This window comes from Corynebacterium sp. MSK006 (assembly GCF_030232385.1).
GTDB lineage: Bacteria > Actinomycetota > Actinomycetes > Mycobacteriales > Mycobacteriaceae > Corynebacterium > Corynebacterium frankenforstense_A.
Map to the genome: position 1 here is coordinate 146,126 of NZ_JASPJZ010000001.1, position 22,523 is coordinate 168,648.

The following is a 22,523-nucleotide window of genomic DNA, read 5'->3' on the forward strand; positions in this document are numbered from 1 at the left end:
CGCGCACCCGGCGGGTACCCTGGTGCACCATGCGTCTCGTCATCGCCCGTTGCTCCGTGGACTACGTCGGCCGTCTGGAAGCCCACCTGCCCCCGGCCGACCGCCTGCTGATGCTCAAGGCCGACGGTTCGGTCTCGGTGCACGCCGACGACCGCGCCTACAAGCCGCTGAACTGGATGACCCCGCCGTGCACGGTGCACACCTCCGAGATCGTCGACGCCGACGGCGAGGACACCGGCGAGGAGCTCTGGGTGGTGGAGAACCCCAAGGGAGAGCAGCTGCGCATCACCGTCGAGAAGATCCACGCGGAGCTTAACCGTGACCTCGGCGAGGACCCCGGCCTGGTCAAGGACGGCGTGGAGGCCCATCTCCAGGAGCTGCTCGCCGAGCAGATCGAGGAGCTCGGCGCCGGCTACACGCTCATCCGCCGCGAGTACCCGACCGCCATCGGCCCGGTGGACATCCTCGCCCGCGACGCCGAGGGGCACACGGTGGCCGTGGAGATCAAGCGCCGCGGCAACATCGACGGCGTCGAGCAGCTGACCCGCTACCTCGAGCTGCTCAACCGCGACGCGCTGCTGGCCCCGGTCGACGGCGTCTTCGCCGCCCAGGAGATCAAGCGGCAGGCGCGCACCCTGGCCGAGGACCGCGGCATCCGCTGCCAGATCCTCGACTACGCCAAGATGCGCGGCACCGAGTCCGACGAGCTGAGGCTGTTCTAGATGCCGCGGCACAACCGGCGCGGGCGCGTCGAGCCGCGGCCCGTGCCCGCCCTGTGGTCCAACCGGGTCACCGGGCCGGGCGGCGGCGACTTCGAGATGCGCCCCGTCACCGCCGACCGCGCACACAAGCGCTACACCTGCCCGCACTGCGTGGGGCCGATCGAACCCGGGGTGGCCCACGTGGTCGCCTGGCCGCGCCACGACCCGGAGTCGCGCCGTCACTGGCACTCCGGCTGCTGGCACCGTGCGGCGCGCACCCGCGGCTAGCCTCGGTACCCCGCGGGTAGTGTGGGGCCCATGATCATCGCCTTTTCCGTGGCGCCCACCGAGACCCCGAACGCGGAGGCGGAGATGTCCGCCGCCGTCGCCGAGGCCGTCCGCGTGGTGCGCGAGTCGGGTCTGCCCAACGAGACCAACGCCATGTTCACCCTCCTGGAGGGGGAGTGGGACGAGGTCATGGACGTCGTCCACCGCGCCTGCGAGGCCGTCGCCGCGGTCTCCCCGCGCGTCTCGCTCGTGCTCAAGGCCGACATCCGCCCGGGCTACACCGACCGCATCCACGGCAAGGTCGAATCGCTGGAACGCCACCTCAAGGAGGACTGACTTGACCGCACCCGACCGTTTCACCTCCCGCGCCGTCGACCTGGGACAGCTTGCCGACGCCGCGCGCGAACGCCAGGCGGACAAGGCTGGCGTCGCCGCCTACGTGGAGTTGTCCCCCGAGAACGCCGAACGCGAGATGGTGCGCCGCTCCACCCAGGTGCCCGTCGTGGTGCTGGTGGGCACGGCCCGCAGCCCCGAGTCCGAGCAGCTGCGCGCCGACCTGCGCGCCCTGGCCGAGGGCCAGGAGAAGACCGGCTTCGTCTTCGGCTACCTGGACGCCGACGCCCAGGCGCGCCTCGCCCAGGCCCTGGGCGTGCAGGGGCTGCCGACCGTGCTGGCGCTCGCCGCCGGGCGCCCCGTGGCCAGCTTCCAGGGCGGCCAGCCCGCCGAGCAGCTGCGCGGCTGGGTCGGCGCGCTCGTCGAGCAGGTCGGCCCGCAGCTCGAGGGGCTGCCGGCCGACGGCGGCGAGGAGGAGGCCGACGACCCGCGCTTCACCGCGGCCGCGGATCTCATCGCCGCCGGCGACCCCGCGGCGGCCGTCGATGCCTACCAGGCCATCGTGGACGCCGAGCCGGACAACACCCGGGCGCGCCAGGCGCGCGACAACGCGAAGCTGCTCGTGCGCCTGGCGGAGCACACGGCGCCCGGCGCCGACCCGGTGTCGGACGCCGACGCCGACCCCCGCGACGTCGGCAAGCAGTTCGCCGCGGCGGACGCCGAGGTCGCCGCGGGCGCGCCGGAGCGCGCCTTCGAGCGCCTGATCGCGCTGCTGACGACGCTGGCCGGCGACGAGCGCGACCGCGTGCGCGACCGGCTCGTCGAGCTGTTCGCCCTCTTCGACGCCGGCGACGAGCGCGTCATCGCCGCGCGCACGAAAATGGCCAGCGCGCTGTTCTAGCGCCGCCGACGGGGCCGGGGCGGACGGCACCGCCCCGGCGGGGGATCAGTCGCGCACCTGGCGGTACCACTGCACGGACTGCGCCGGCAGGTGCAGGGTCACGGAGTGGGCGAAGCCGTCGTACTCCTGCTCGGGGGCCTCGACGAACTCGTCGAGCGGGTTGCCCGCGCCCTCGTAGGCGGCGTCGTCGGTGTTGAGCACCAGCTCCCAGCGCCCGCCGAAGGGCACGCCCAGGCGGTAGCCCAGGTGCGAGGAGCCGGACATGTTGACCACGGCCAGCAGCGCCGAGCCGTCCGAGCCGTGGCGGACGTAGGCGAGCACGTTGTGGGTGAGGTCGTCCGACTTGACCCACTGGAAGCCCGCCGGGTCCGAGTCACGGCTGTAGAGCGCCGGCAGGGTGGGGTAGAGGCCGTTGACGTCGTCGATCAGGCGGCGGATACCGCGGTGGTACTCGCCCTCCCAGCCCTCCATCTGGCCGAAGGGCACGCCGATGGAGTCGTTCCACTCGTCGGCCTGGCCGAACTCCTGGCCCTGGAAGAGCAGGTTCTTGCCCGGGTGGGAGAACATGTAGCCGTAGAGGGTGCGCAGGCCCGCCGCCTTGTTCCAGGCGTCGCCCGGCATGCGCTGCCACAGTGAGCCCTTGCCGTGGACGACCTCGTCGTGGGAGAACGGCAGGATGTAGTGCTCCGAGTAGGCGTAAATCATCGAGAAGGTGATCTCGTTGTGGTGGTAGGAGCGGTGCACCGGGTCGAGCGAGAAGTACTCGAGGGTGTCGTTCATCCAGCCCATGTTCCATTTGAAGTCGAAGCCCAGCCCGCCGTCGTAGGTCGGGGTGGTCACGCCCGGCCAGGACGTCGACTCCTCGGCGATGGTCAGCACGCCGGGGAAGGTCTTGTGCACGGTGGCGTTGGTCTCCTGGAGGAACTGCACGGCGTCGAGGTTCTCGCGGCCACCGTACTGGTTGGGCAGCCACTCGCCGTCGTTGCGCGAGTAGTCCAGGTAGAGCATGGAGGCGACCGCGTCGACGCGCAGGCCGTCGATGTGGAACTCCTCGACCCAGTACAGGGCGTTGGCCACCAGGAAGTTGCGCACCTCGGCGCGGCCCCAGTCGAAGACGAAGGTGCCCCAGTCGCGCTGCTCGCCGCGGCGCCAGTCCGGGTGCTCGTAGAGGGCCTGGCCGTCGAAGCGGGCCAGCGCCCACTCGTCGCGCGGGAAGTGCCCGGGCACCCAGTCGACGATCACGCCGACGCCGGCGCGGTGGCAGGCGTCGACGAGCGCGCGCAGCTGGTCCGGGGAGCCCCAGCGCGAGGTCGGGGCGTAGTAGCCGGTGACCTGGTAACCCCAGGAGCCGCCGAAGGGGTGCTCGGCGACCGGCATGAGCTCGACGTGCGTGAAGCCGTGCTCGACGACGTAGTCGACCAACTCGGTGACCGCGCGCTCGTAGTTCATGCCCTCGCGCCAGGAGCCGAGGTGGACCTCGTAGACGCTCATCGGCGCGGCGGTGTGGTCGGTCTGCTCACGCTGGGAGACCCAGGCGGAGTCGTGCCACTCGTAGTCGGACTCGGCGACCTTGGAGGCCGTCGCCGGCGGCACCTCGGCGGCCTTGGCCATCGGGTCGGCCTTGTCGCGGCGGGTGCCGTCCTGGGCGAGCACGGCGAACTTGTAGGTCGCGCCGGCGGTCACGCCGGGGATGAACAGCTCCCACACGCCCGAGGAACCCAGGGAGCGCATCGGGTGTTGGTCGGCGTTCCAGCCGTTGAAGTCGCCGATGACGGCCACCGAGCGGGCGTTCGGGGCCCACACGGCGAAGGCGGTGCCCACGACGTGGCCCAGGGCCGTGTCGTAGCGGCGCACGTTGGCGCCCAGCACCTTCCAGAGCCGCTCGTGGCGGCCCTCGCCGATCAGGTAGATGTCCAGCTCACCGAGGGTGGGCAGGAAGTGGTACGGGTCGGCCATGATCACCGGCTCGCCGCCCGGCCAGGTGACCTTGAGGCGGTAGTCCAGCGAGCGGCGCGAGTCGAGGCCGACGGCCCAGATGTCGTGGCCGACGGGGACCATCTCGACGCTGTCGCCGTCGTAGAGCAGCTCGACCTTCTCGGCACCGACCTGGCGGGTGCGCACCACGGAGCCGTCCTCCGTCTCGTGCCAGCCGTAGAAGTCGTGCGGCGCCCAGTGACTCTGCGTCAGCAGCAGGTCGAGGTCGGAGTCGGGGATGCCGAGGTCGTGTTCGTGCATGGTGGGTCGTCTTTCCGTTGTGTTCTCGGATATCGGGGTGCCGGCGGCGCCCGGCGTGGGCCGGGCGCGGGGCCGGTCAGGGGCGGTAGTCGTGGACCTCGCGGTAGGCCAGGCGCTCGCGGCGCTCCTCGGGGACCTGCGGCAGGGCCAGGATGTGGGCGACGTCGGCCTGCGGGCTCAGCCGCACGAAGTTGCGGTCCGACCAGCGCCAGTGGGAGCCGGTGACCAGGTCGTGGACGGGGAAGTCGCCCTCGGCGTCGAGGCCGAGGACCTCGCGGTCGACGGTGACGGTGCCCTCCTGCGGGTTGCGCGGGTCGAGGTTGACCACCACCAGCACGGCGTCGCCGGTGACCGGGTCGACCTTGCTGTAGGCGATCAGCTGGTCGTTGTCGACCTCGTGCAGGTGCAGGGTGCGCAGCTGCTGCAGGGCCGGGCGCTCGCCGCGGATCCAGTTGAGCAGCGCGATGAACGGCTCCAGCGAGTCGCCGCGGGCGGCCGCGCCCTCGAAGTCGCGCGGGCGCAGCTCGTACTTCTCGCTGTCGAGGTACTCCTCGCTGCCCGGGCGCACGGCCTCGTGCTCGTAGAGCTCGAAGCCGGAGTAGACGCCCCACAGCGGCGAGATCGTCGCCGCCAGCGCCGCGCGGATGGCGAAGGCCGCCCGCCCGCCGTACTGCAGGGACTCGTGCAGGATGTCCGGGGTGTTGACGAAGAGGTTGGGCCGCGAGACGTCGGCGTTGTCGAGGGTCTGCTCGATGAACTCGGTGAGCTCGCGCTTCGTCGTCTTCCAGGTGAAGTACGTGTAGGACTGCGAGAAGCCCACCTTGGACAGCCCGTAGAGGCGCGCCGGGCGGGTGAAGGCCTCGGCCAGGAAGATCACCTCGGGGTGCTCCTCGTGCACCGCGGAGATCAGCCAGTGCCAGAAGTTGACCGGCTTGGTGTGCGGGTTGTCCACGCGGAAGGTGTGCACGCCGTGGCCGATCCAGAACTCCGCGACCCGCAGGATCTCCTCGTAGATGCCCTTCGGGTCGTTGTCGAAGTTGAGCGGGTAAATGTCCTGGTACTTCTTCGGCGGGTTCTCCGCGTAGGCGATGGTGCCGTCGGGCAGCACGGTGAAGAACTCCGGGTGGCTCTTCGCCCACGGGTGGTCCGGGGCGGCCTGCAGCGCCAGGTCGAGTGCGACCTCCAGGCCGAGCTCCTCGGCGCGGGCGACCAGCGCGTCGAAGTCGTCGAGCGTGCCCAGGCGCGGGTGCACCGCGTCGTGGCCGCCGTCCGCGGAGCCGATGGCCCACGGCGAGCCGACGTCCTCGGGCCCCGGGGCCAGGGTGTTGTTGCGGCCCTTGCGGTTGACCTCGCCGATCGGGTGGATCGGCGGGAAGTACACGGTGTCGAAGCCCATCTCGCGCACCCGGTCGAGGGCCGCGGCGGTGGTGGCGAAGGTGCCGTGCACGGGGTTGCCGGCCTCGTCCCAGTCGCCGGTCGAGCGCGGGAAGAGCTCGTACCAGGAGCTGAACAGGGCCTTCTTCCGCTCGACGTGGACCGGGCGCTCCTCGGAGACGACGATCATGTCGCGCAGCGGCTCGGCGTCGAGGATGCGGCGGGTCTGGTCGTCGAGGGCGATCAGGCTGCGGTCGTAGGGGTGGCCCTCGGAGGCCAGCGCGTCCGCCGCGCTGCGCAGGCGGGTGCGCGCCCCGTGGTCGGAGGAGTTGAGCGCGGCGCGCTCGAAGAGCTCCGCGCCGTGGCGCAGGTCGTTTTCGAGCTCCTCGGCGCCCTGGCCGGCGCCCATCTTCTTGGTCACCGCGTTGCGCCAGGTCGCGATCGGGTCCGACCACGCCTCGACGCGGTACCACCAGTCGCCCTCCCGGTCCGGGACGAAGACGCCGTGGTGGTTGTCCGGGTTCTGCAGCTCCGCGACCATCGGGTAGGCGGTGGTGACCCCGTCGGGGTCCGTGACCTGGAGGGTGGCGGCCACGGCGTCGTGGCCCTCCCGCCAGACGAGTGCGAAGACGGGGACCATCTCGCCGACGACGGCCTTGGCCGGCAGCCTCCCCATCGTGATCGTGGGCCTGATGTCGTCCAAGCCGAGCCGGGCGACGGGGTCAGCGGGGTCTGTCATCTCGGCGTCTCCACCTTCCAGTGACGTGGGCTCTTACCTCCCCCGAGCCTAGCGGAGCGACGCCGGGCACACATGCGGCCGCGCGCGGCACGCGCAATGGCACAATGGTGGTGTGAGTGAATCGAGTGAGGATCTTCTGATCGACTTCCGCGGCGTGACCTTCGCCCGCGGCGGGCGCACGCTGGTCGGCCCCGTGGACTGGCAGGTTGAGCTCGACGAGCGCTGGGTGATCATCGGGCCCAACGGTGCGGGCAAGACCACACTGGTGCGCATGGCCGCGGCCGAGGAATTCCCCTCCTCGGGGGAGGCCTGGGTGCTCGGCGAGAAGATCGGGCGCACCGACATGCGCGACCTGCGCGCCGGCATCGGCATCTCCTCCTCGGCCGTGGCCCACCGCATCCCGGACCGCGAGAAGGTCGGCGACCTCGTCGTCTCGGCCGGCTACGCGATCCTGGGCCGCTGGCGCGAGGAGTACGACGAGCAGGACTTCGACCGTGCCAACGAGATCCTCGAGGAGCTCGGCGCACTGCACCTGCGCGACCGCTCCTGGGGCACGCTCTCCGAGGGCGAGCGCAAGCGCGTCATGGTCGCCCGCGCCCTGATGATCGACCCCGAGCTGCTCATCCTCGACGAGCCGACCGCCGGCATGGACCTCGGCGGCCGCGAGGACCTGGTGGCCTACCTCGCCCAGCTGGCCATGGACCCGGACGCCCCGGCGACCGTGATGATCACCCACCACGTCGAGGAGATCCCGCAGGGCTTCACCCACGCCCTGCTGCTCGACGAGGGCGAGGTGGTCGCCCAGGGCCTCTTCGACGACGTGATGACCAGCGAGAACCTCTCCAAGGCCTTCCACCAGCCGATCCAGCTCGACCGCATCGGCGAGCGGTACTTCGCGCGCCGGGTGCGCACGGGCGGCGCCCACCGCTCGCGGGCGGACCGCTAGGCGGAGGCGGGGGAGATGCCGCAGAATTCCGGTGTCGGCGGCTCACGGCTCGCGGCCACCGTGCTGCTCGTGCGCGACGGCCGGCAGGGACTCGAGGTGTGGGTCCAGGAGCGCGTGTCCGCCATGCCCAACTACCCGGGCATGACCGTCTTCCCGGGCGGCGGGGTCGACCGGCGCGACTTCGCGCTCGTCGACGAGAACGAGGACGGCGTGGAGGACCTGTGGTCCGGCCGGCCGCTCGAGGACACCGCCGACGTGCTTGGCGTGCCCACCCAGCAGGCCCGCGCCCTGGTCTTCGCCGCCGTGCGCGAGCTCTTCGAGGAGACCGGCACCCTGCTGGCCGTCCACCGCAACCGCACCACGGTGGCCGACGCCACACCCTTCCACGCCGACCGGCTGGCGCTTGAGTCCCACCGACTCTCCCTGACCCAGGTGCTCCACCGCGGTAAGCTGCGCGTGCACTCCGACATGCTGCGGCCCTGGGCGCGCTGGGTGGGCACCTCCGAGCGCGGCAACACCTTCGACAACACCTCGTTCCTGGCTGTGCACCCGGTCGGCCAGGAGCCCGACGGGCAGTCCTCGGAGACCGACTCCGCCGGCTGGTTCCCGCCCTCGCTGCTCCTCGACGGCTGGCGCACCGGTCTGGTCCGCCTGGTCATTCCCACCTGGGCGCAGCTGAAACGCCTCGCGGACTGCCGCACCGTCGCCGAGGCGCTGGCCGAGGCCGAGCACTCGGACATGACCCCGGTCGTCGGCGACCCCGTCGACGACCCGCGCTACCGGGAGTTCTTCACCATCGACCGGCCCGACCGCATCTGAGGGAGAAGCGATGGCCTACTCGCGAGCCGAGGCGCGCTTCGTCACCGAACGCGTCGGCGAGGTCGACGACGCGGCCGCCGGACTCGACCTGAGCCCGCGCACTGTGCTGAAGGACACCGAGGTGCTGCGCGCCCGCTTCGGCGAGTTCGGCCGCGCGGCCACCGAGCTGGCCCAGTGCCGCCGCCGCCTGCCCGGCTGGCTCTCCGACGACGAGTCGCGTCAGCAGGCCACCCACCCGGCGGTGGCCGCCGAGCGTGCCCGGATCCTCGCGGCGGCGGGCGCCCGGACCGTCTTCGACGTCACCTGCTCCATCGGCGGGGAGGGCCGCGCCGTGACCGCCGCCGGCATGTGCTATGTCGGCTCCGACCTCGACCACGTGCGCCTCATGCTCGCCCGTCACAACGTGCCCGAGGGCCTCTTCCTTCGCGCCGACGCCCTGCACCCGCCGCACGCCGGCGGGGTCGTAGTCGCCGACCCGGCCCGGCGCGCCGGGGGACGCCGCATCACCGACCCCGCGCGCCTGATCCCTCCGCTGCCGGACCTGCTCGCGGCCCACCGCGGCCGGGAGCTGGCCGTCAAATGCGCCCCGGGCATCGACTATTCCGACTGGGACGGGCTGGTCACCGTCGTCAGCGTCGACGGCGCGGTCAAGGAGGCCTGCCTGTACACCCCGGGTTTCGGCCGGGGTCGGCGCGCCGTGGCGGTCACAACCGCCGCCGACGGCACCGTCACCGCTGTCGACCGCATCGACTCGGGCGCGGACGACGAGGTGGCCGCCGGCGAGCCCGGGCGCTACATCCTCGAACCCGACGGGGCCGTCGTGCGCGCCGGGCTGGTCGCGCACTGGGCCAACCGCGCGGGGCTGTGGATGCTCGACAGCCACATCGCGTTCCTGACCGGCGACCGAATCCCGGCCGGCTCGAGCGGGTTTGAATTCATCGAGGCCGTGCCGCTGAAGAAGCTGCGCGCCACCCTGGCCGCACACGACGCCGGATCCGTGGAGATCCTGGTCCGCGGGGTGGACGTCGACCCGGACCGGCTGCGCAAGAAGCTCAAGCTGCGCGGCACCAGGCCCATGGCGGTGGTCATTGCCCGGGTCGGGGACTCGGCCCGGGCCCACGTCTGCGCGGGCCGGGTACACTGTCCGCCGTAATTCGAGCAAACACAAGTACCTACACAGTGAAGGAGCCTCATGCCCACGATCGTGGCTCTGGTCAAGAACGTGCCGGACACCTGGTCGACCAAGAAGCTCAGCGAGGACCACACCCTCGACCGCGACGCCGTCGACGAGGTCCTCGACGAGGTCAACGAGTACTCCGTGGAGGCCGCGCTGCGGCTGCGTGAGTCCGACCCCGACGCCGGCTGGCGGGTCGTCGCCCTGACCGTCGGCCCGGCCGGCGCCGACGAGGCGCTGCGCCGCGCCATCGCCATGGGCGCCGACGACGCCGTGCACGTCCTGGACGACGCCCTGGCCGGCTCCGACGTCCTGGGAACCGCCTGGACGGTCGCCGCGGCCGTCGCCAAGCTCGACGACGTCCGCCTCATCGTCGCCGGCGGCGCCTCCTCGGACGGCGCCGTGGGCGCCCTGCCGGGCATCGTCGCGGAGTACCGCCAGTGCCCGGCGCTCACCGAGCTGCGCGCCGTGGCCCTCGAGGGTGACACGGTCACCGGCACCCGCGAGGACGCGCACGGCCACTGGGAGCTCTCCGCGCCGCTGCCGGCCGTGGTCTCCGTGACCGACAAGGCCGACAAGCCGCGCTTCCCCAACTTCAAGGGCCTGATGGCCGCCAAGAAGCACGAGATCACCACCTGGGACCTCGCCGCGATCGGCGTGACCCCGGAGCAGGTCGGCCTCGAGCACGCGGCGACCCGCGTGACCGGCGCCAACGAGCGCGCCGCGCGCACCGCCGGCGAGACCGTCCGCGGCCCCGAGTCGGCCGCGAAGGTCCTGGCCTTCCTCGACGACGAGAACCTGCTGTAAGGAGAGCACACCACATGTCCAACGCATACGTACTGGTCGAGCACTCCGGCGGCGAGCTCGACGCCGTCACCGGCGAACTGATCACCGCCGCCCGCGTCTTCGGCGACGTCACCGCCGTCGTCGTCGGCGCCCCGGGCACCGCGGCCCCGCTGGCCGGGCAGCTCGGCGAGCTGGGCGCGGCCAACATCGTGGCAGCCGAGTCCGCCGATCACGACGCCCGCCTGATCCTGCCCGAGGTCGACGCCGTGTCCATCCTCGCCGCGCAGAACCCGGCGCCGATCCTGGTGGCCGCCGGCCCGACCGGCAACGAGATCGCCGGCCGCCTGGCCGCCCGCCTGGCCTCCGGCGTGCTCACCGACGTCACCGGCGTCAACGCCGACGGCTCGGCCAACCACTCCATCTTCGGCGACCAGGTGCAGGTCTCCGCCGTCGTCGGCGGCACCAGCCCCATCTACGCGCTGCGCCCCGGCGTCGTCGACGCCCTGCCGCAGCAGGCGGCGGGCACCCTGCAGAGCCTGCCGCTGCCGGCCGCCGGCGCCAAGGACGTCACCGTCACCTCCTTCACCCCGGCCACCCGCGGCACCCGCCCCGAGCTGACGCAGGCCAAGGTCGTCGTCGCGGGCGGGCGCGGCGTGGGCTCCGAGGAGGCCTTCCACGACGTCGTCGAGCGGCTCGCCGACGCCCTGGGTGGCGCCGTGGGGGCGACCCGTGACGCCGTCGACCTGGCCTACTACGACGCCCAGTTCCAGATCGGCCAGACCGGCGTGAACGTCTCGCCGGACCTCTACATCGGCCTGGGCATCTCGGGCGCCATCCAGCACCTGTCCGGCATGCAGACCGCCGGCAAGATCGTCGCGGTCAACACCGACGAGGACGCCCCGATCTTCCAGGTCGCGGATCTCGGCGTGGTCGGCGACCTCTTCGAGGTCGTGCCCGAGCTGATCGCCAAGCTGGAGGAGCGCAAGTGACCGCAGCGGGGGCGGGGGAGCACTACCTGGACCACGCCGCCACGACGCCGATGCGCCAGTGCGCGATCGACGCGTGGGTGCGCCACGCCCGCGACCTCAACCCCGGCGGCCAGTACGCCGCCGGGCGGGCCGCCCGGCACGCGCTCGACGAGTCCCGCGAGGCCGTCGCCGCCGCGCTCGGTGCCGACCCGGTCGAGGTCGTCTTCACCGGCGCCGGCTCCGAGGCCGACAACATCGCCGTGCAGGGCCTCTACCGCGCCGGCGTGGCCGCCGGTCGCCCGGCGCGCGTGGTGGCCAGCCAGCTGGAGCACTCCGCGGTCTTCCAGACCGTGCGCCACCTCGGCGCCGAGGTCGTCGATCTGCCCGTCGACGAAGGCGGGCGCGTCAGCGATCTTTCGGCGCTGGCGGAGCCGGCCGCGGTGGCCGCGTGCATGCTGGCCAACAACGAGACCGGCGCGATCCAGCCGGTGGACGAGGTCATCGCCGCAGCTGACGCGGCCGGCACCCCGGTGCACGTCGACGCGGTGCAGGCCGTGGGCAAGGTCGCCGTGGACTTCCACGCCATGGGCGCGACGACGCTCGCGGCCAGCGGCCACAAGTTCGGCGGTCCGCGCGGCGTGGGCGTGCTGCTGGCGCGGCGCTCCCCGGCGCCCGAGGCCGTCGTCTTCGGCGGCGGCCAGGAGCGCGGCCTGCGCCCCGGCACCAACGACGTCGCCGGTGCCGCGGCCTTCGCCGCCGCACTCACCGAGGCGCTCGCCGAGCGCGAGGCGGAGAACGCCCGCGTCTCCGCGCTGCGCGACCGCCTGCGCGAGGGCATCCTCGCGCGTGTCGACGACGTGCGCGTCAACACCACCGAGCCCGCCCTTCCCGGCCACCTGTCGGTGTCCTTCCCGGGCGCGGAGGGCGACAGCCTGATCATGCTGCTCGACGCCGCGGGCATCGCCGCGGCGACCGGCTCGGCCTGCTCGAGCGGGGTCAACCGCGCCAGCCGCGTGCTGCTGGCCGCCGGGGTCCCGGAGGCCACCGCCCGCGGCACCCTGCGCTTCAGCCTGGGCCACACCTCGACCGACGCCGACGTCGACCGCGTGCTCGCGGTGCTTCCCGAGGTGGTCGCCCGCGCCCGCGCCGCGGGCATGGCTTAGGCGCAGCCGGGTCACAGCCAACCCCCGGCAAACCCGGGGGCCGGCGTGCGGCCCGTCCGCTCCATTTCCCCGGAATGGGCGCGTACATCTGTTCCGGTGAACATGGAGAAGATCCTCAACTGGCCCCTGCTGGGCGGGGCCGCCGAGGTGACCGTCTGGACCTGCCTGGCACTCGGGGCGCTGCTCGCGCTCGCCGCGCTGGCCACCGCGCGCAACCGGCGCGGCGGGCAGGGCCGCCGCCCGCGCCGCGCCCGCCGCCCCGCGACCGCCCTCGGCGCCGCCGCCGGGGTGACCGTCGCGGTCTGGCTGGTCCTCGAGGTCGTCTTGAGGCCCTTCGGGGAGCCGACCTCGTGGATCGTCTACGCGGTGTGTGGCCTGGTGCTCCTCGGCCTCATCTCGCTCGCGTCGGCCGCCGGGCGCCGCCTCCTCGCCGCCGCGGCCCTGGTGGCGCTGGTCCTCGGCGCCCTCGGGGCGACCAACACCGTCTTCCAGCAGTACCCGACGCTGCGCTCGCTGCACCCGGTGCCCGCGGCCAAGGAGATGGACTGGGCGGAGTTCAAGGCCACCACCCGGCCGCCGCAGGAGGACGGCCGCGACATCGGCGCGCTCGTGCACGTCGACCTGCCCTCGGGCACCGACTTCACCGCCCGTCAGGCCCTGGCCTACGTGCCGCCGGCCTACTGGCGCAGCCCCCAGCACCGCCTGCCGGTGCTCATGCTCATGGCCGGCAACCCCGGCTCGCCCGAGCAGTGGTTCGACTCCGGGACCGCCGGCGAGACCGCCGACGCCTGGCAGGCCGCCCACGACGGGGTCAGCCCCGTCGTCGTCAGCGTCGACGCCACCGGCTCGCTGACCGGCAACCCGGGCTGCACCGGCGCCTCGCGCGAGTACGTCACCGACACCGCCCCGGACCTGATCGCCCGGCGCTTCCGGGTGGACCCGGACCGCTCGCACTGGACGATCGGGGGCCTGAGCTACGGCGGCACCTGCGCGCTGCAGGTGGTCACCAACTCGCCGCAGGCCTTCGGCAGCTTCCTCGACTTCTCCGGGCAGGCCGAGCCCTCGCTGGGCGACCACACCCGCACCGTCGACCAGCTTTTCGGCGGCGACGAGGTCGCCTTCCGCGCCGAGAACCCCGCCGACCTGCTCCGGGACAACGACTACACCGGCATCGCCGGGCGCTTCGTCGCCGGCTCCTCGGACCACGAGGCGACCGCCGCACTGAAGGACCTGAGCCAGGCGGCGGACAAGGCCGGCATGGACGTCGAGTACACCGAGGTGCCCGGCGGGCACGACTTCGGCGTCTGGCGCGCCGCCCTGCGCGCGAACTTCGACTTCGTGGCTGAGCGAGGGGGACTGGAATGAGCGGGATGAAGACGATGGCGAAGACCGTCGCCGGGCGCGCCCCGGTGAGCCTCGGGCTCATCGCGGTGATGTGGCTGGCCCAGCTTCTCGACCCCGACGTGCTGGCCGTGCGCGCCCCTTATGAGCTCGCCGACTGGCACGTCGTGACCAGCGGGCTGACCTCGGCGAGCGCGATCGGCACGTTGATGTGCACCCTGCTGGTCCTCGGGCTGGCCGTGCCCGCCGAGATCGCGCTGGGCCGGCACGCCTTCCCGCTGGCGGTGCTCGGCATGCAGCTGGTGGCCACCCCGGTCGGGTTGATGGCCGCCCGCGCCGTCGAGGAGACCGACCTGAACCGCTGGGGCGCGGACCTCGACTCCGGAGCGCTGCTCTCTCCGCTGGGCTGGATCCTCGGCGCGGCCGTGCTCGGTGCGGCCCGGCTGCCCATCCTTTGGCGCCGGCGCCTGACCACGGCGGCCGTCGCGCTGTCGTTGACGATGGTGCTCTACGCCGGGACGCTTTCCGACGTCGTGGGACTCACCGCCGTGGTCCTGGCACTGGTGCTGCGCCGCCAGGGCGGCGTGCGCGACCCGCGGGGGCTGTCCGCGCACGAGACCCGCGTGCTGGTGGCCACCGTCCTGCTCTGCGTGGCGCTGGGCCCGCTGGTCACCCGGCTCAACCCGCACGCCGGCGGCCCCCTGGTCGAGGCCGGCTTCTTCGCCTGGGGCGAGGTCGCCTGGCACACCGCGTGGCTTTTGGTCAACGCCGTGATCGCCCTCGGCGTGGTGCGCGGGCGCCGGATGGCCTGGTGGATGGCCCTGGCCACCAACGCGGTGACCGCCGCACTGGTGCTGCTGCGCGTGACGGTTCTGCTCGGCGACCTGGACTGGGGTGCCGGCTGGTGGATCAATATCGCCCTGATCCTCGCGCCCTGGCTGACCGCGATCGTCGTGCTGCTGGCCACACGCAAGGCCTTCACCGTCGCCGTGCGCGGGCGCAGGCTCGTCCAGCTCCTGGCCGTGGTGGCCGTGGCCGCCGTGGTCGCCGTCGCAGTCGACTCCACCGGGCTGTTCTGGGTGTGCGTGAGCCTGGCCGCCTACGCCGCGCTGGTCAGCGTGCCGGACATCTCCCGGGCCGACGACCGCGAACGCGCCCTTGCCATCCTGCGGGACGGCACCGGCGACCACCTGCAGCAGATGACCGTCTGGGACGGCAACCGCTACTGGTTCGCCCCCGACGGCTCCGCCTTCGTCGCCTACCGGGTCTCCCATGGGGTGGCCGTCACCGTCGGCGAGCCCGTCTTCGCGGCCGGGCGGACGGGTGCCGCGGACACGGTGGCCGCCGGTTTCGAGGAGTTCGCCGGCGCCCAGGGCTGGACGCCCGTGTGGTACTCGGTCGGCGAGGACTTCGCCGCCGGCCGCGAGCCGGCCGGCTACAAGCGCCTGCACGTCGCCGACGAGTCGATCCTGCTGACCTCGGACGCCGAGTTCCGCGGCAAGCGCTTCCAGAACATCCGCACCGCGCGCAACCACGCGAAGAAGGAGGGCGTGACCGCCAAGTGGACCACCTGGGCCGAGGCCGGGGTGGTGCTGCGCGAGCAGATCGAGGCCCTCTCCGAGCAGTGGGCCGCCACCAAGGCGCTGCCCGAGATGGGTTTCACCCTCGGCGGGGTGGCCGAGCTGGCGGACCCGGACACCCGCATCCTGGTCGCCCTCGACGCCGCCGGGCGCGTGCAGGGCGTGACCTCCTGGCTGCCCGTGCGCGTCGAGGGGCGCGTGACCGGGCTGACCCTGGACATGATGCGCCGCGATGCCGAGGGCTTCCGCCCGGTCATCGAGTTCCTGCTCTCCGAGGCGCTGCTCGGCGCGGCGGCCGAGGGGATGGACTGGATCTCGCTCTCAGGTGCCCCGCTGGCCACCGACAGCGCCGCCGACGGCATGCTCGACAAGGCGCTCAACCAGGTCGGCGGGCTCATCGAGCCGTTCTACGGCTTCCGCTCACTGGGGGCCTCGAAAGCCAAGTTCCACCCCGAGCACCGCCGCTGGTACCTGCTCTACGCCGACGAGGTGCGCCTGCCGGCCGTGGGCCTGGCCGTCTGCTCCTGCTACCTGCCGGGTCTTCGGGTGCGCGACGCCGTGGGCCCGGTACGGCAGTGGGCCGGGGCGGGACGTCGTTAATCGCGCGCCGCAGGCGCGTCGTGGCGTGCCCGCCCGCCGGAGCGGAAACGCTCCACCCACGCCCCGGCGTGGTACTGGGCGGGGACGGCGCCGCCGAGCAGCTCGCGGGTCAGGTCCGGGTCGCGGTCGGTCGGCAGCGCGGTGTCCGAGCCCACGAGCACGATGTTGCCGTAGCGGCGCCCCTTGAGCATCGGGGGATCGGCGATGACGGCGAGGTGGTCGAAGACCTCGGCCATGCCGGCCAGCTCGGCGCGCGCGCCGGTCAGGTCCGCGTGGTCGCCACAGTTGGCCACGTACAGCCCGCCGGGCACCAGCGTGCTCGCGCAGGCGGCGAAGAACTCGGTGGTCGTCAGCGGCTCCGGGGTGACGGCGTCGGCGAAGACGTCGCGCACGATGACGTCGCGGGTCGCCGGGCGCAGGGAGTCGACGACTTCGCGGGCCTCGCCGACGCGGATCTTGACCGTCGGCGAGCGAGGGATGTCGAAGACCTCGCGCACCAGCTTGGCCAGCGCGGCGTCGATCTCGACGACGGTGTGCCGCGAGCGCGGGTAGACCGCCGCCAAAAAGCGCGGCAGCGAGCAGCCGGCCCCGCCGAGGTGGGTCACGCGCAGCTTGTCCGCGTCCAGGTGGGCGTCGACGAAGCGCTGGACCACCGCGGCGATCCAGCGCATGTACTCGAAGTCCAGGTGCAGCGGGCGGCCGATCGCGACGTGGCTGGAGGGCACCCCGTTGAGGTAGAGGGTGAAGGCGTCGTCGAGCTGGTCGTCGGGTACCAGGCGGGCGGTGCCGGTGTCGATCTGGTACCCGGGGATCTCGTGGCGGGACAAGGTGGATGCTCCAGATCGGTCAGGCGTGGGCGTCGAGCAGGTGCTCGCGCAGGTACGGCAGGGTGAAACTGAGGTGGCCGTAGCCGGCCGGGGCGACGAGGTCGGCGTCGATGAGCGCGCGGCGCCGCGTCGAGATCCCGTTGGGGGCCACCCCGAGCTCGGCGGCGATGTCCCCGGTGGCGGCCCGGCCGTCCTCGTCGGCCACCTGGGCCATCGCGACGAGAAAGGCCAGCTGGGAGTCCGGCATGCCGTGCAGCGAGGGGGCGTGGACCTGGCGGCCCATCCGGGAAACCGCGTGCGGCAGGATCGCCTCGACCGTTTCGGCGGTGATCTCCCCGGAGCCGTCGAGGCTGGCCTGCGCCCAGGCCAGGGAGCCGAGCAGCTGGATCAGGTAGGGGTAGCCGTGGGCGCGCGCGGAGATGAGCTCGACGGCCTCGGGGGTGATCTCGCGTCCGCCGGCCGCGACGGTCTCGGCGACGGCGGCCGCCGACTCCCCGGCGGTGACGGGGCCGAGGGTGACCAGCTCGGCGCGGCGCAGGAAGGTCGTGCCCGGGTGCTGCAGCAGCGCGATGATGCCCGCGGGCAGTCCGGCGGCGAGGAAGGCGACGTCGTGGTCGTCGCGCACCAGGTCCTGCACGGCCGTCGCCACCGCGCGCAGGTGCTCGGGGTCGGCGGACTGGACCTCGTCGACGCTGATGACGATGCCGGTGCCGTGGGCGCGCAGCCGTTCGGCCAGGGTGCGCAGCACGGAGATCAGCGTGGCGGCCGGGCGGTGCTCCGGCTCGGTGGTCTCCGTGCGCACCGAGCCGAGGCCGGCGATCGAGGCGCCGGTGATGCGGCGCGCCGGGCGCTCCTCATCGAGGGCGGCCAGGGCCCGGGGGATCTCCGTGGCCGTCAGGTCGGTGAGCATGTCCGCGCCCGGATAGGCGCGCAGCACGATCCAGCCCTGCGCGCGGGCGGCCTCCTCGAGCTCGTTGAGCAGCACGGTCTTGCCGGAGCCGCGCGGTCCGGAGACCAGCATCGTGCGCAGCGGGCTGCCGGGGCCCTCCAGCAGGGCCAGCGGGAACCCGGAGAGCAGGTCGGTCCGTCCGGCCAGCACCAGCGGGGAGACCCCGAAGGAGGGGCGGAACGGGTTGGGTTGCGGGGTGGGCATGCCGCGCAGAGCTCCTTTGTCGTCGGCTGTCGTCATTTGTCGTCGTCCGCCGTCGTCCCGGGGCATGCGGCGGGTGCCGCACACGGGCGTGGTGCAGGCGGATCCGGTGGACCCCGGCCTTCGGGATAGATCTTATAGATCTCGCGGCACATTGTAGATCTTCTAGATCTGATAGATCTGGCGAGCCGGGATAGAACTGATAGATCTGCCGGTGCCCGGTAGATCCGGTAGAACTGGCGCGCCGGGGTAGATCCGGTAGATCCGCGACCACCTTGGCCGCCCGCCGGGCGCGGCGATAGACTCGGCGGGTCACGCGGGCCCGGCGACAGCCCGCGGTGGAAAAGGGGAGAGGAGAGCTAATGAAGGTCATCGCCGCGATGAGCGGCGGGGTCGACTCGGCGGTCGCCGCCGCCCGCGCCAAGGACGCCGGCCACGAGGTCGTCGGCGTTCACCTCGCCCTGTCCCGCGACCCGAAGTCCGTGCGCGAGTCCTCGCGCGGGTGCTGCTCGCTGGAGGACTCCGCCGACGCGCGCCGGGTCTGCGACAAGATCGGCATCCCCTTCTACGTCTGGGACTTCTCCGACCGCTTCCAGGCCGACGTCATCGACGACTTCGTCGACTCCTACGCCCGCGGCGAGACACCGAACCCCTGCCTGCGCTGCAACGAGAAGATCAAGTTCGCCGCCCTGCTCGAGCGTGCCCTCGCCCTCGGTTTCGACGCCGTGGCCACCGGCCACTACGCCCGCATCGACGCTGACGGCCACCTTTTGCGCTCCACCGACGACAAGAAGGACCAGTCCTACGTGCTCGGCGTGCTCTCCGCCGAGGAGCTGGCCCACTGCTACTTCCCGGTCGGCGACACCCCCAAGCCCGAGATCCGCGCCGAGGCCGCCGCGCGCGGCTTCTCCGTGGCCAAGAAGCCGGACAGCTACGACATCTGCTTCATCCCCGACGGCGACACCAAGGCCTTCCTCGGCCGCCAGATCGGCATGCGCCCCGGCATGATCGTCGACCAGGAGGGCACCAAGCTGCGCGAGCACGACGGCGCCTACGGCTTCACCATCGGCCAGCGCAAGGGCCTGGACATCAAGTCCCCGGCCGCCGACGGCCGTCCGCGCTACGTCACCGGCATCGACGCGGCCACCGGCACCGTCACCGTCGGCCCGCGCGAGGCCCTCCAGGTCACCGAGATCGAGGCCGACCGGCTCAAGAGCCTGCACGAGGACTTCCGCGGCTCGCTCGACTGCGAGGTGCAGGTGCGTGCCCACGGCGGCATCGTCGCCTGCCACGCCGAGATCGACGGCGACCGCATGCGTCTCCAACTCGCCGAGCCGCTGTCCGGGGTCGCCCCCGGCCAGGCCGCCGTGCTCTACGCGCGCGACGCGGTGCTCGGCTCCGGCACGATCGTGGCGGCGCGATGACCGCGGCGAGCCGTGCGCTCGGCCTCGGGGCCCTGCCGGGCCGGCGCCTCGACGACGCGACCGGTGTCATCGCCGCCGGCGGGCGCTGGCACGTGCCGCAGCTGCCGGAGCGCGGGGTACTTGACGACGCCGCGGTGCGCACCGTCGCACTCCTCGACGGCGTGCACGCGGACCTGGGCCCGCGCGGCTGGGTGCTCTCCGCGCGCCCGCAGCGCGCGAGCTGGGATGCCCGCGACCGGGTGGCCCGCGACCTCGACTGGCTCGAGGAGAACTGGGCCGGGGTGCCGTGGCTGAAGACCCAGCTGCTCGGGCCCTGGTCGCTGGCTTGCGAGCTGGAACTGCCCAACGGCCACCGGGCGCTGACCGACCGCGGGGCGGTGCGCGATCTGACCGAGGCGATCGCCGGCGCGGCCGCTGCGCACGCCGCCGACCTCGTCGCCCGCTTCGGGCTGGCCCAGGAGGCGCTGGCCGTCCAGCTCGACGAGCCGTGGCTCACGGACGTCGTGGCAGGCCGGGTTCCCGGCACCCACCGCTTCGACGAGATCCGCGCGGTGCCAGCGGAGATCGCCCGCGCCGGGCTGGCCACGATAACCGACGCCACGCGGGCGACGGGGGACGAGGACGACCCGCGCGAGGTGCTGCTCAACGCGACCGGGCAGGACTTAGGCGGCGCCGGTGACGACTCGGCGGCCTGGGGCTTCCCCGGCACGCTGCTGCTCGACCCGCAGCGGCTTGACCCCGCCGGGCTCGACGCACTGGGCGCGCGTCTGGACGCGGGCTCGCGCACGGGTGTGCGCGGGGCGTCGGCGCGCGACGTCGTCAATCTCCTGTCCCGACTGGGGCTGCGGGAGTCCTCCGGGCTGGTCGACGTGGTCGCCGCGGCGGCCGGGGACCCGGGTGCGGCGCGGGCGGCCTATGAGCGGGCGGCCTCGGCGGCGAAGTCGCTGAACTAGACGGCTGCGCCTAGTCACGGTCGAGCTCGTGCGGGTCGCGGGCGCTCAGCGAGATCACCACGGCCGCCGCGGTGGCCACCGCCGCCAGGCTGAGCGCGACGCCGAAGGGGACACCGGAGGGCTCGGCGGCGCCGGCGGCGGCCTCGGCGGCCAGGCCGATCTGGAGCACCGCGCCGATGGCGGCGGTGCCGAGCACCGCGCCGAGCTGGCGGGTGGTGTTGTAGACCCCCGAGCCGGCGCCGAGCAGGTCGGGCGGCAGGTCGCCCATCGTGATGCGCGAGTTGGGCGCCCAGACGAAGGCGTTGCCGACCCCTACGCCGACGAGCGCCACACCGATGAGGACCAGCGAGCCCGACAGCGACATCGCGGCGCAGAGCAGGGCGATGCCGGCCGACAGCGCGGCGAACCCGGCCGCGCACAGCCGGGCCGGGTTGTGGCGGTCGACCAGGCGGCCGACGACGGGGGAGAGGGTGGCCGAGACGCCGGCCTGGCAGATCATCATCAGCCCGGAGGTCAGCGGGGAGAGGTGGTGGACCTGCTGGAAGTAGAGCATCAGCGGCAGCGGGATGCCTGCGACGGTCATGCCCATCATGAAGATGCTCGCGTTGCCGCCGGAGAAGTTGCGGTTGCCGAACACCCGCAGCGGCACCAGGGGCTCGAGACCGCGGCGCTCGGCGCGGCGTTGCTGGGCGAAAAAGGCCGTGCCGACGATCAGTCCCGCGGCGACGGTGGCGAAGATCCAGGGCGCCCAGCCGGCGTCCTGGCCCTCCTGCAGGCCGAAGACGAGCAGGAAGACCGCCACCAGGGACAGCAGCACGGAGGTCGCGTCGAGGCGGCGCTCCAGGCGCGGGAACTCGGGCACCACCCGCCAGGCGAAGGCCACGACGGCCACGCCGATGGGCACGTTGAGGAAGAAGACCCACTGCCAGCCCCACAGCTGGGTGATGATCCCGCCGAAGATGGGCCCGGCCATGCCCGCCAGCCCGGCCGTGGCGCCCCAGATGCCGAGGGCCGCACCCAGGTGGGAGCTCGGGAAGATGCGGTTGATCACGCTCATCGTCTGGGGGCTGAGCATCGCCGCGGACAGGCCCTGCACCCCGCGCGCGACGATCAGCGCGGTCATGCCCGGGGCCAGCCCGCAGGCCAGGGAGCTGACGGTGAACAGGCACATGCCCGCGCAGTACATCGTGCGCGGGCCGAAGCGGTCGCCGAGGCGGCCGGTGAACAGCAGCGGCACGGCGAAGCAGAGCAGGTAGACGGAGGTGACCCAGATGACCTGGTTGTAGCTGGCGGACATCTCCGCCTGGATGTGCGGGGTGGCCACCGCGACGATGGTCTGGTCCAGCAGCATCATGAAGAAGCCGACGCAGAGGACCACCAGCGCCGGCCAGCAGCGCTCGAGCGGCAGGGGCAGGTCCTCGTCACGGACGACGTCGCGGTGGGTGGGGCTCACCCGGCACATTGTGCCAGGCGCGGGGGCGACGGGAGGCGAACGGTCGCGCGGGGTTTCCCTGAGGGGCGGCGGTCTGGGCGGGGTTCTCAGGGGTGAACAGGGGAGGCGACGACCCAGGATCAGTGTGAGCAGAACGGTCACGCGGCGAGTCGAACGTGACGGGCGGCCGCGGCGGAATCGGTCGTAGGAACGGCGGTGTCCAGGGCCCTGAAGCCTCACTTTGGCTGGGAGAAACCGCGCCGAAACTTAAGAAAGCTAGGACCTATTGAGAGCTACCTGAGTCATAAGTTGAGAAAAAAGAGGAAAAACCTGCGACTTAGATAAGAGAAACGCCGCAAAAACGTGAAAAACGTGGAATGTGCAGGGAAAAGCGCCGATTTTCGGCCTTCGCTCTAGCGGTTGCAGGCCAAGAAGGCCGTTGTTACCTTGCCACGCGTCACCCCAGGGTGAAAGGGCGATCCCCGCCACTTCGTACGGTTCAAGCAACACCTGTCACACACAAGCATCCAGCCATCTTCTCAAGCACAGCAAGGAGAATTCATGTCCACCCTCGAAAACCAGATCAACGCAAACGCCGCCTTTGAGGGGCCCATCCAGGCCGAGCGAAACGCCACGCTCGCCCCGATCACCGCGACGCCCGCCATCGTCCTGACCGCTGCGAAGGTCGCGGGCTACGTCGCTGGTGCAGGTGCCGTCACGGGCGCGGCGTACGCGGCCTACCGCCACGTCGCCAACTAACCGACTTCACGCAAAGACTGTCCAGGAGCA

General features: G+C 72.6%; 20 protein-coding genes. 15 read left to right on the forward strand and 5 right to left on the reverse strand.

Features of this window, described 5'->3' with window-relative positions:
* Positions 1 to 29 precede the first annotated feature (29 nt).
* From nucS to QQA02_RS00710, 4 genes are read left to right on the forward strand one after another with little or no spacing between them, the layout of a single operon-like run.
* Positions 30 to 722 carry an endonuclease NucS gene (gene nucS / locus QQA02_RS00695; protein ID WP_284862970.1) on the forward strand — a complete coding sequence of 231 codons (693 nt, stop codon included), beginning with the start codon at positions 30 to 32 and terminating at the stop codon, positions 720 to 722.
* Complete coding sequence (locus tag QQA02_RS00700; RefSeq protein ID WP_284862971.1) at positions 723 to 989, forward strand: Rv1322 family protein; 267 nt, start codon at positions 723 to 725, stop codon at positions 987 to 989. It abuts the gene before it with no gap.
* 30 nt (positions 990 to 1,019) lie between these two features.
* A complete protein-coding gene (locus QQA02_RS00705; protein WP_284774072.1) occupies positions 1,020 to 1,325 on the forward strand; it encodes a thiamine-binding protein in 306 nt (101 codons plus the stop codon).
* 1 nt (position 1,326) lies between these two features.
* Positions 1,327 to 2,223, forward strand: coding sequence for a tetratricopeptide repeat protein (locus QQA02_RS00710; protein WP_284862972.1), 897 nt, complete (start codon positions 1,327 to 1,329; stop codon positions 2,221 to 2,223).
* A 45-nt stretch (positions 2,224 to 2,268) separates the two neighbouring features.
* Here the strand turns inward: QQA02_RS00710 and glgB are convergent, their stop codons facing one another.
* Both glgB and QQA02_RS00720 read right to left on the reverse strand, forming a co-directional pair.
* The gene (gene glgB, locus QQA02_RS00715) at positions 2,269 to 4,458 is read right to left on the reverse strand and encodes a 1,4-alpha-glucan branching protein GlgB (RefSeq protein WP_284862973.1); all 2,190 of its coding nucleotides are present in this window, start codon (positions 4,456 to 4,458) and stop codon (positions 2,269 to 2,271) included.
* Between the two features lie 76 nt (positions 4,459 to 4,534).
* Positions 4,535 to 6,571, reverse strand: a complete 2,037-nt coding sequence (locus tag QQA02_RS00720) for a maltotransferase domain-containing protein (protein ID WP_284862974.1) — start codon at positions 6,569 to 6,571, stop codon at positions 4,535 to 4,537.
* Positions 6,572 to 6,683: 112 nt separating this feature from the next.
* Here QQA02_RS00720 and QQA02_RS00725 point away from each other — a divergent pair, with 112 nt between their 5' ends.
* The 8 genes from QQA02_RS00725 (at position 6,684) to QQA02_RS00760 (ending at position 15,948) form a co-directional block, all read left to right on the forward strand.
* Positions 6,684 to 7,517 (forward strand): ABC transporter ATP-binding protein, encoded by an 834-nt coding sequence (locus QQA02_RS00725; protein ID WP_284774079.1) that lies wholly within the window; start codon positions 6,684 to 6,686, stop codon positions 7,515 to 7,517.
* A gap of 15 nt (positions 7,518 to 7,532) precedes the next feature.
* Positions 7,533 to 8,336, forward strand: a complete 804-nt coding sequence (locus QQA02_RS00730) for an NUDIX hydrolase (protein WP_284774081.1) — start codon at positions 7,533 to 7,535, stop codon at positions 8,334 to 8,336.
* Positions 8,337 to 8,346: 10 nt separating this feature from the next.
* A complete protein-coding gene (locus QQA02_RS00735; RefSeq protein ID WP_284774082.1) occupies positions 8,347 to 9,489 on the forward strand; it encodes a THUMP-like domain-containing protein in 1,143 nt (380 codons plus the stop codon).
* Positions 9,490 to 9,528: 39 nt separating this feature from the next.
* The gene (locus QQA02_RS00740; RefSeq protein ID WP_284774083.1) at positions 9,529 to 10,317 is read left to right on the forward strand and encodes an electron transfer flavoprotein subunit beta/FixA family protein; all 789 of its coding nucleotides are present in this window, start codon (positions 9,529 to 9,531) and stop codon (positions 10,315 to 10,317) included.
* A gap of 14 nt (positions 10,318 to 10,331) precedes the next feature.
* Positions 10,332 to 11,285: an electron transfer flavoprotein subunit alpha/FixB family protein gene (locus QQA02_RS00745; protein ID WP_284862975.1), complete on the forward strand. Its 954-nt coding sequence runs from the start codon at positions 10,332 to 10,334 to the stop codon at positions 11,283 to 11,285.
* Positions 11,282 to 12,427 carry a cysteine desulfurase family protein gene (locus QQA02_RS00750; protein ID WP_284862976.1) on the forward strand — a complete coding sequence of 382 codons (1,146 nt, stop codon included), beginning with the start codon at positions 11,282 to 11,284 and terminating at the stop codon, positions 12,425 to 12,427. Before QQA02_RS00745 ends, QQA02_RS00750 begins: the two co-directional genes overlap by 4 nt.
* A 102-nt stretch (positions 12,428 to 12,529) precedes the next feature.
* Entirely contained in the window at positions 12,530 to 13,792 is a 1,263-nt protein-coding gene (locus QQA02_RS00755; protein ID WP_284863051.1) for an alpha/beta hydrolase, read from the forward strand.
* Positions 13,789 to 15,948, forward strand: coding sequence for a bifunctional lysylphosphatidylglycerol flippase/synthetase MprF (locus QQA02_RS00760; protein WP_284862977.1), 2,160 nt, complete (start codon positions 13,789 to 13,791; stop codon positions 15,946 to 15,948). The genes QQA02_RS00755 and QQA02_RS00760 overlap by 4 nt, the downstream gene beginning before the upstream one ends.
* Here QQA02_RS00760 and QQA02_RS00765 read toward each other — a convergent pair.
* A complete protein-coding gene (locus QQA02_RS00765) occupies positions 15,945 to 16,775 on the reverse strand; it encodes a spermidine synthase (RefSeq protein WP_502870955.1) in 831 nt (276 codons plus the stop codon). The genes QQA02_RS00760 and QQA02_RS00765 overlap by 4 nt on opposite strands.
* Positions 16,776 to 16,794: 19 nt before the next feature.
* The gene (locus tag QQA02_RS00770) at positions 16,795 to 17,928 is read right to left on the reverse strand and encodes an ATP-binding protein (protein WP_284862978.1); all 1,134 of its coding nucleotides are present in this window, start codon (positions 17,926 to 17,928) and stop codon (positions 16,795 to 16,797) included.
* Positions 17,929 to 18,287: 359 nt separating this feature from the next.
* Here QQA02_RS00770 and mnmA point away from each other — a divergent pair, with 359 nt between their 5' ends.
* Together mnmA and QQA02_RS00780 are read left to right on the forward strand one after the other, a co-directional pair.
* On the forward strand, positions 18,288 to 19,349 hold the full coding sequence (gene mnmA, locus QQA02_RS00775; protein WP_284774092.1) for a tRNA 2-thiouridine(34) synthase MnmA: 1,062 nt from the start codon (positions 18,288 to 18,290) through the stop codon (positions 19,347 to 19,349).
* A complete protein-coding gene (locus QQA02_RS00780) occupies positions 19,346 to 20,302 on the forward strand; it encodes a uroporphyrinogen decarboxylase/cobalamine-independent methonine synthase family protein (RefSeq protein WP_284862979.1) in 957 nt (318 codons plus the stop codon). Before mnmA ends, QQA02_RS00780 begins: the two co-directional genes overlap by 4 nt.
* Before the next feature lie 10 nt (positions 20,303 to 20,312).
* On the opposite strand, the gene QQA02_RS00785 is transcribed toward QQA02_RS00780, so the two are convergent.
* The gene (locus QQA02_RS00785) at positions 20,313 to 21,764 is read right to left on the reverse strand and encodes a DHA2 family efflux MFS transporter permease subunit (protein WP_502870956.1); all 1,452 of its coding nucleotides are present in this window, start codon (positions 21,762 to 21,764) and stop codon (positions 20,313 to 20,315) included.
* Positions 21,765 to 22,295: 531 nt separating this feature from the next.
* Between QQA02_RS00785 and QQA02_RS00790 the strand changes: the two genes are divergently transcribed.
* Positions 22,296 to 22,493, forward strand: a complete 198-nt coding sequence (locus QQA02_RS00790) for a hypothetical protein (protein ID WP_284774096.1) — start codon at positions 22,296 to 22,298, stop codon at positions 22,491 to 22,493.
* Positions 22,494 to 22,523: the final 30 nt, after the last annotated feature.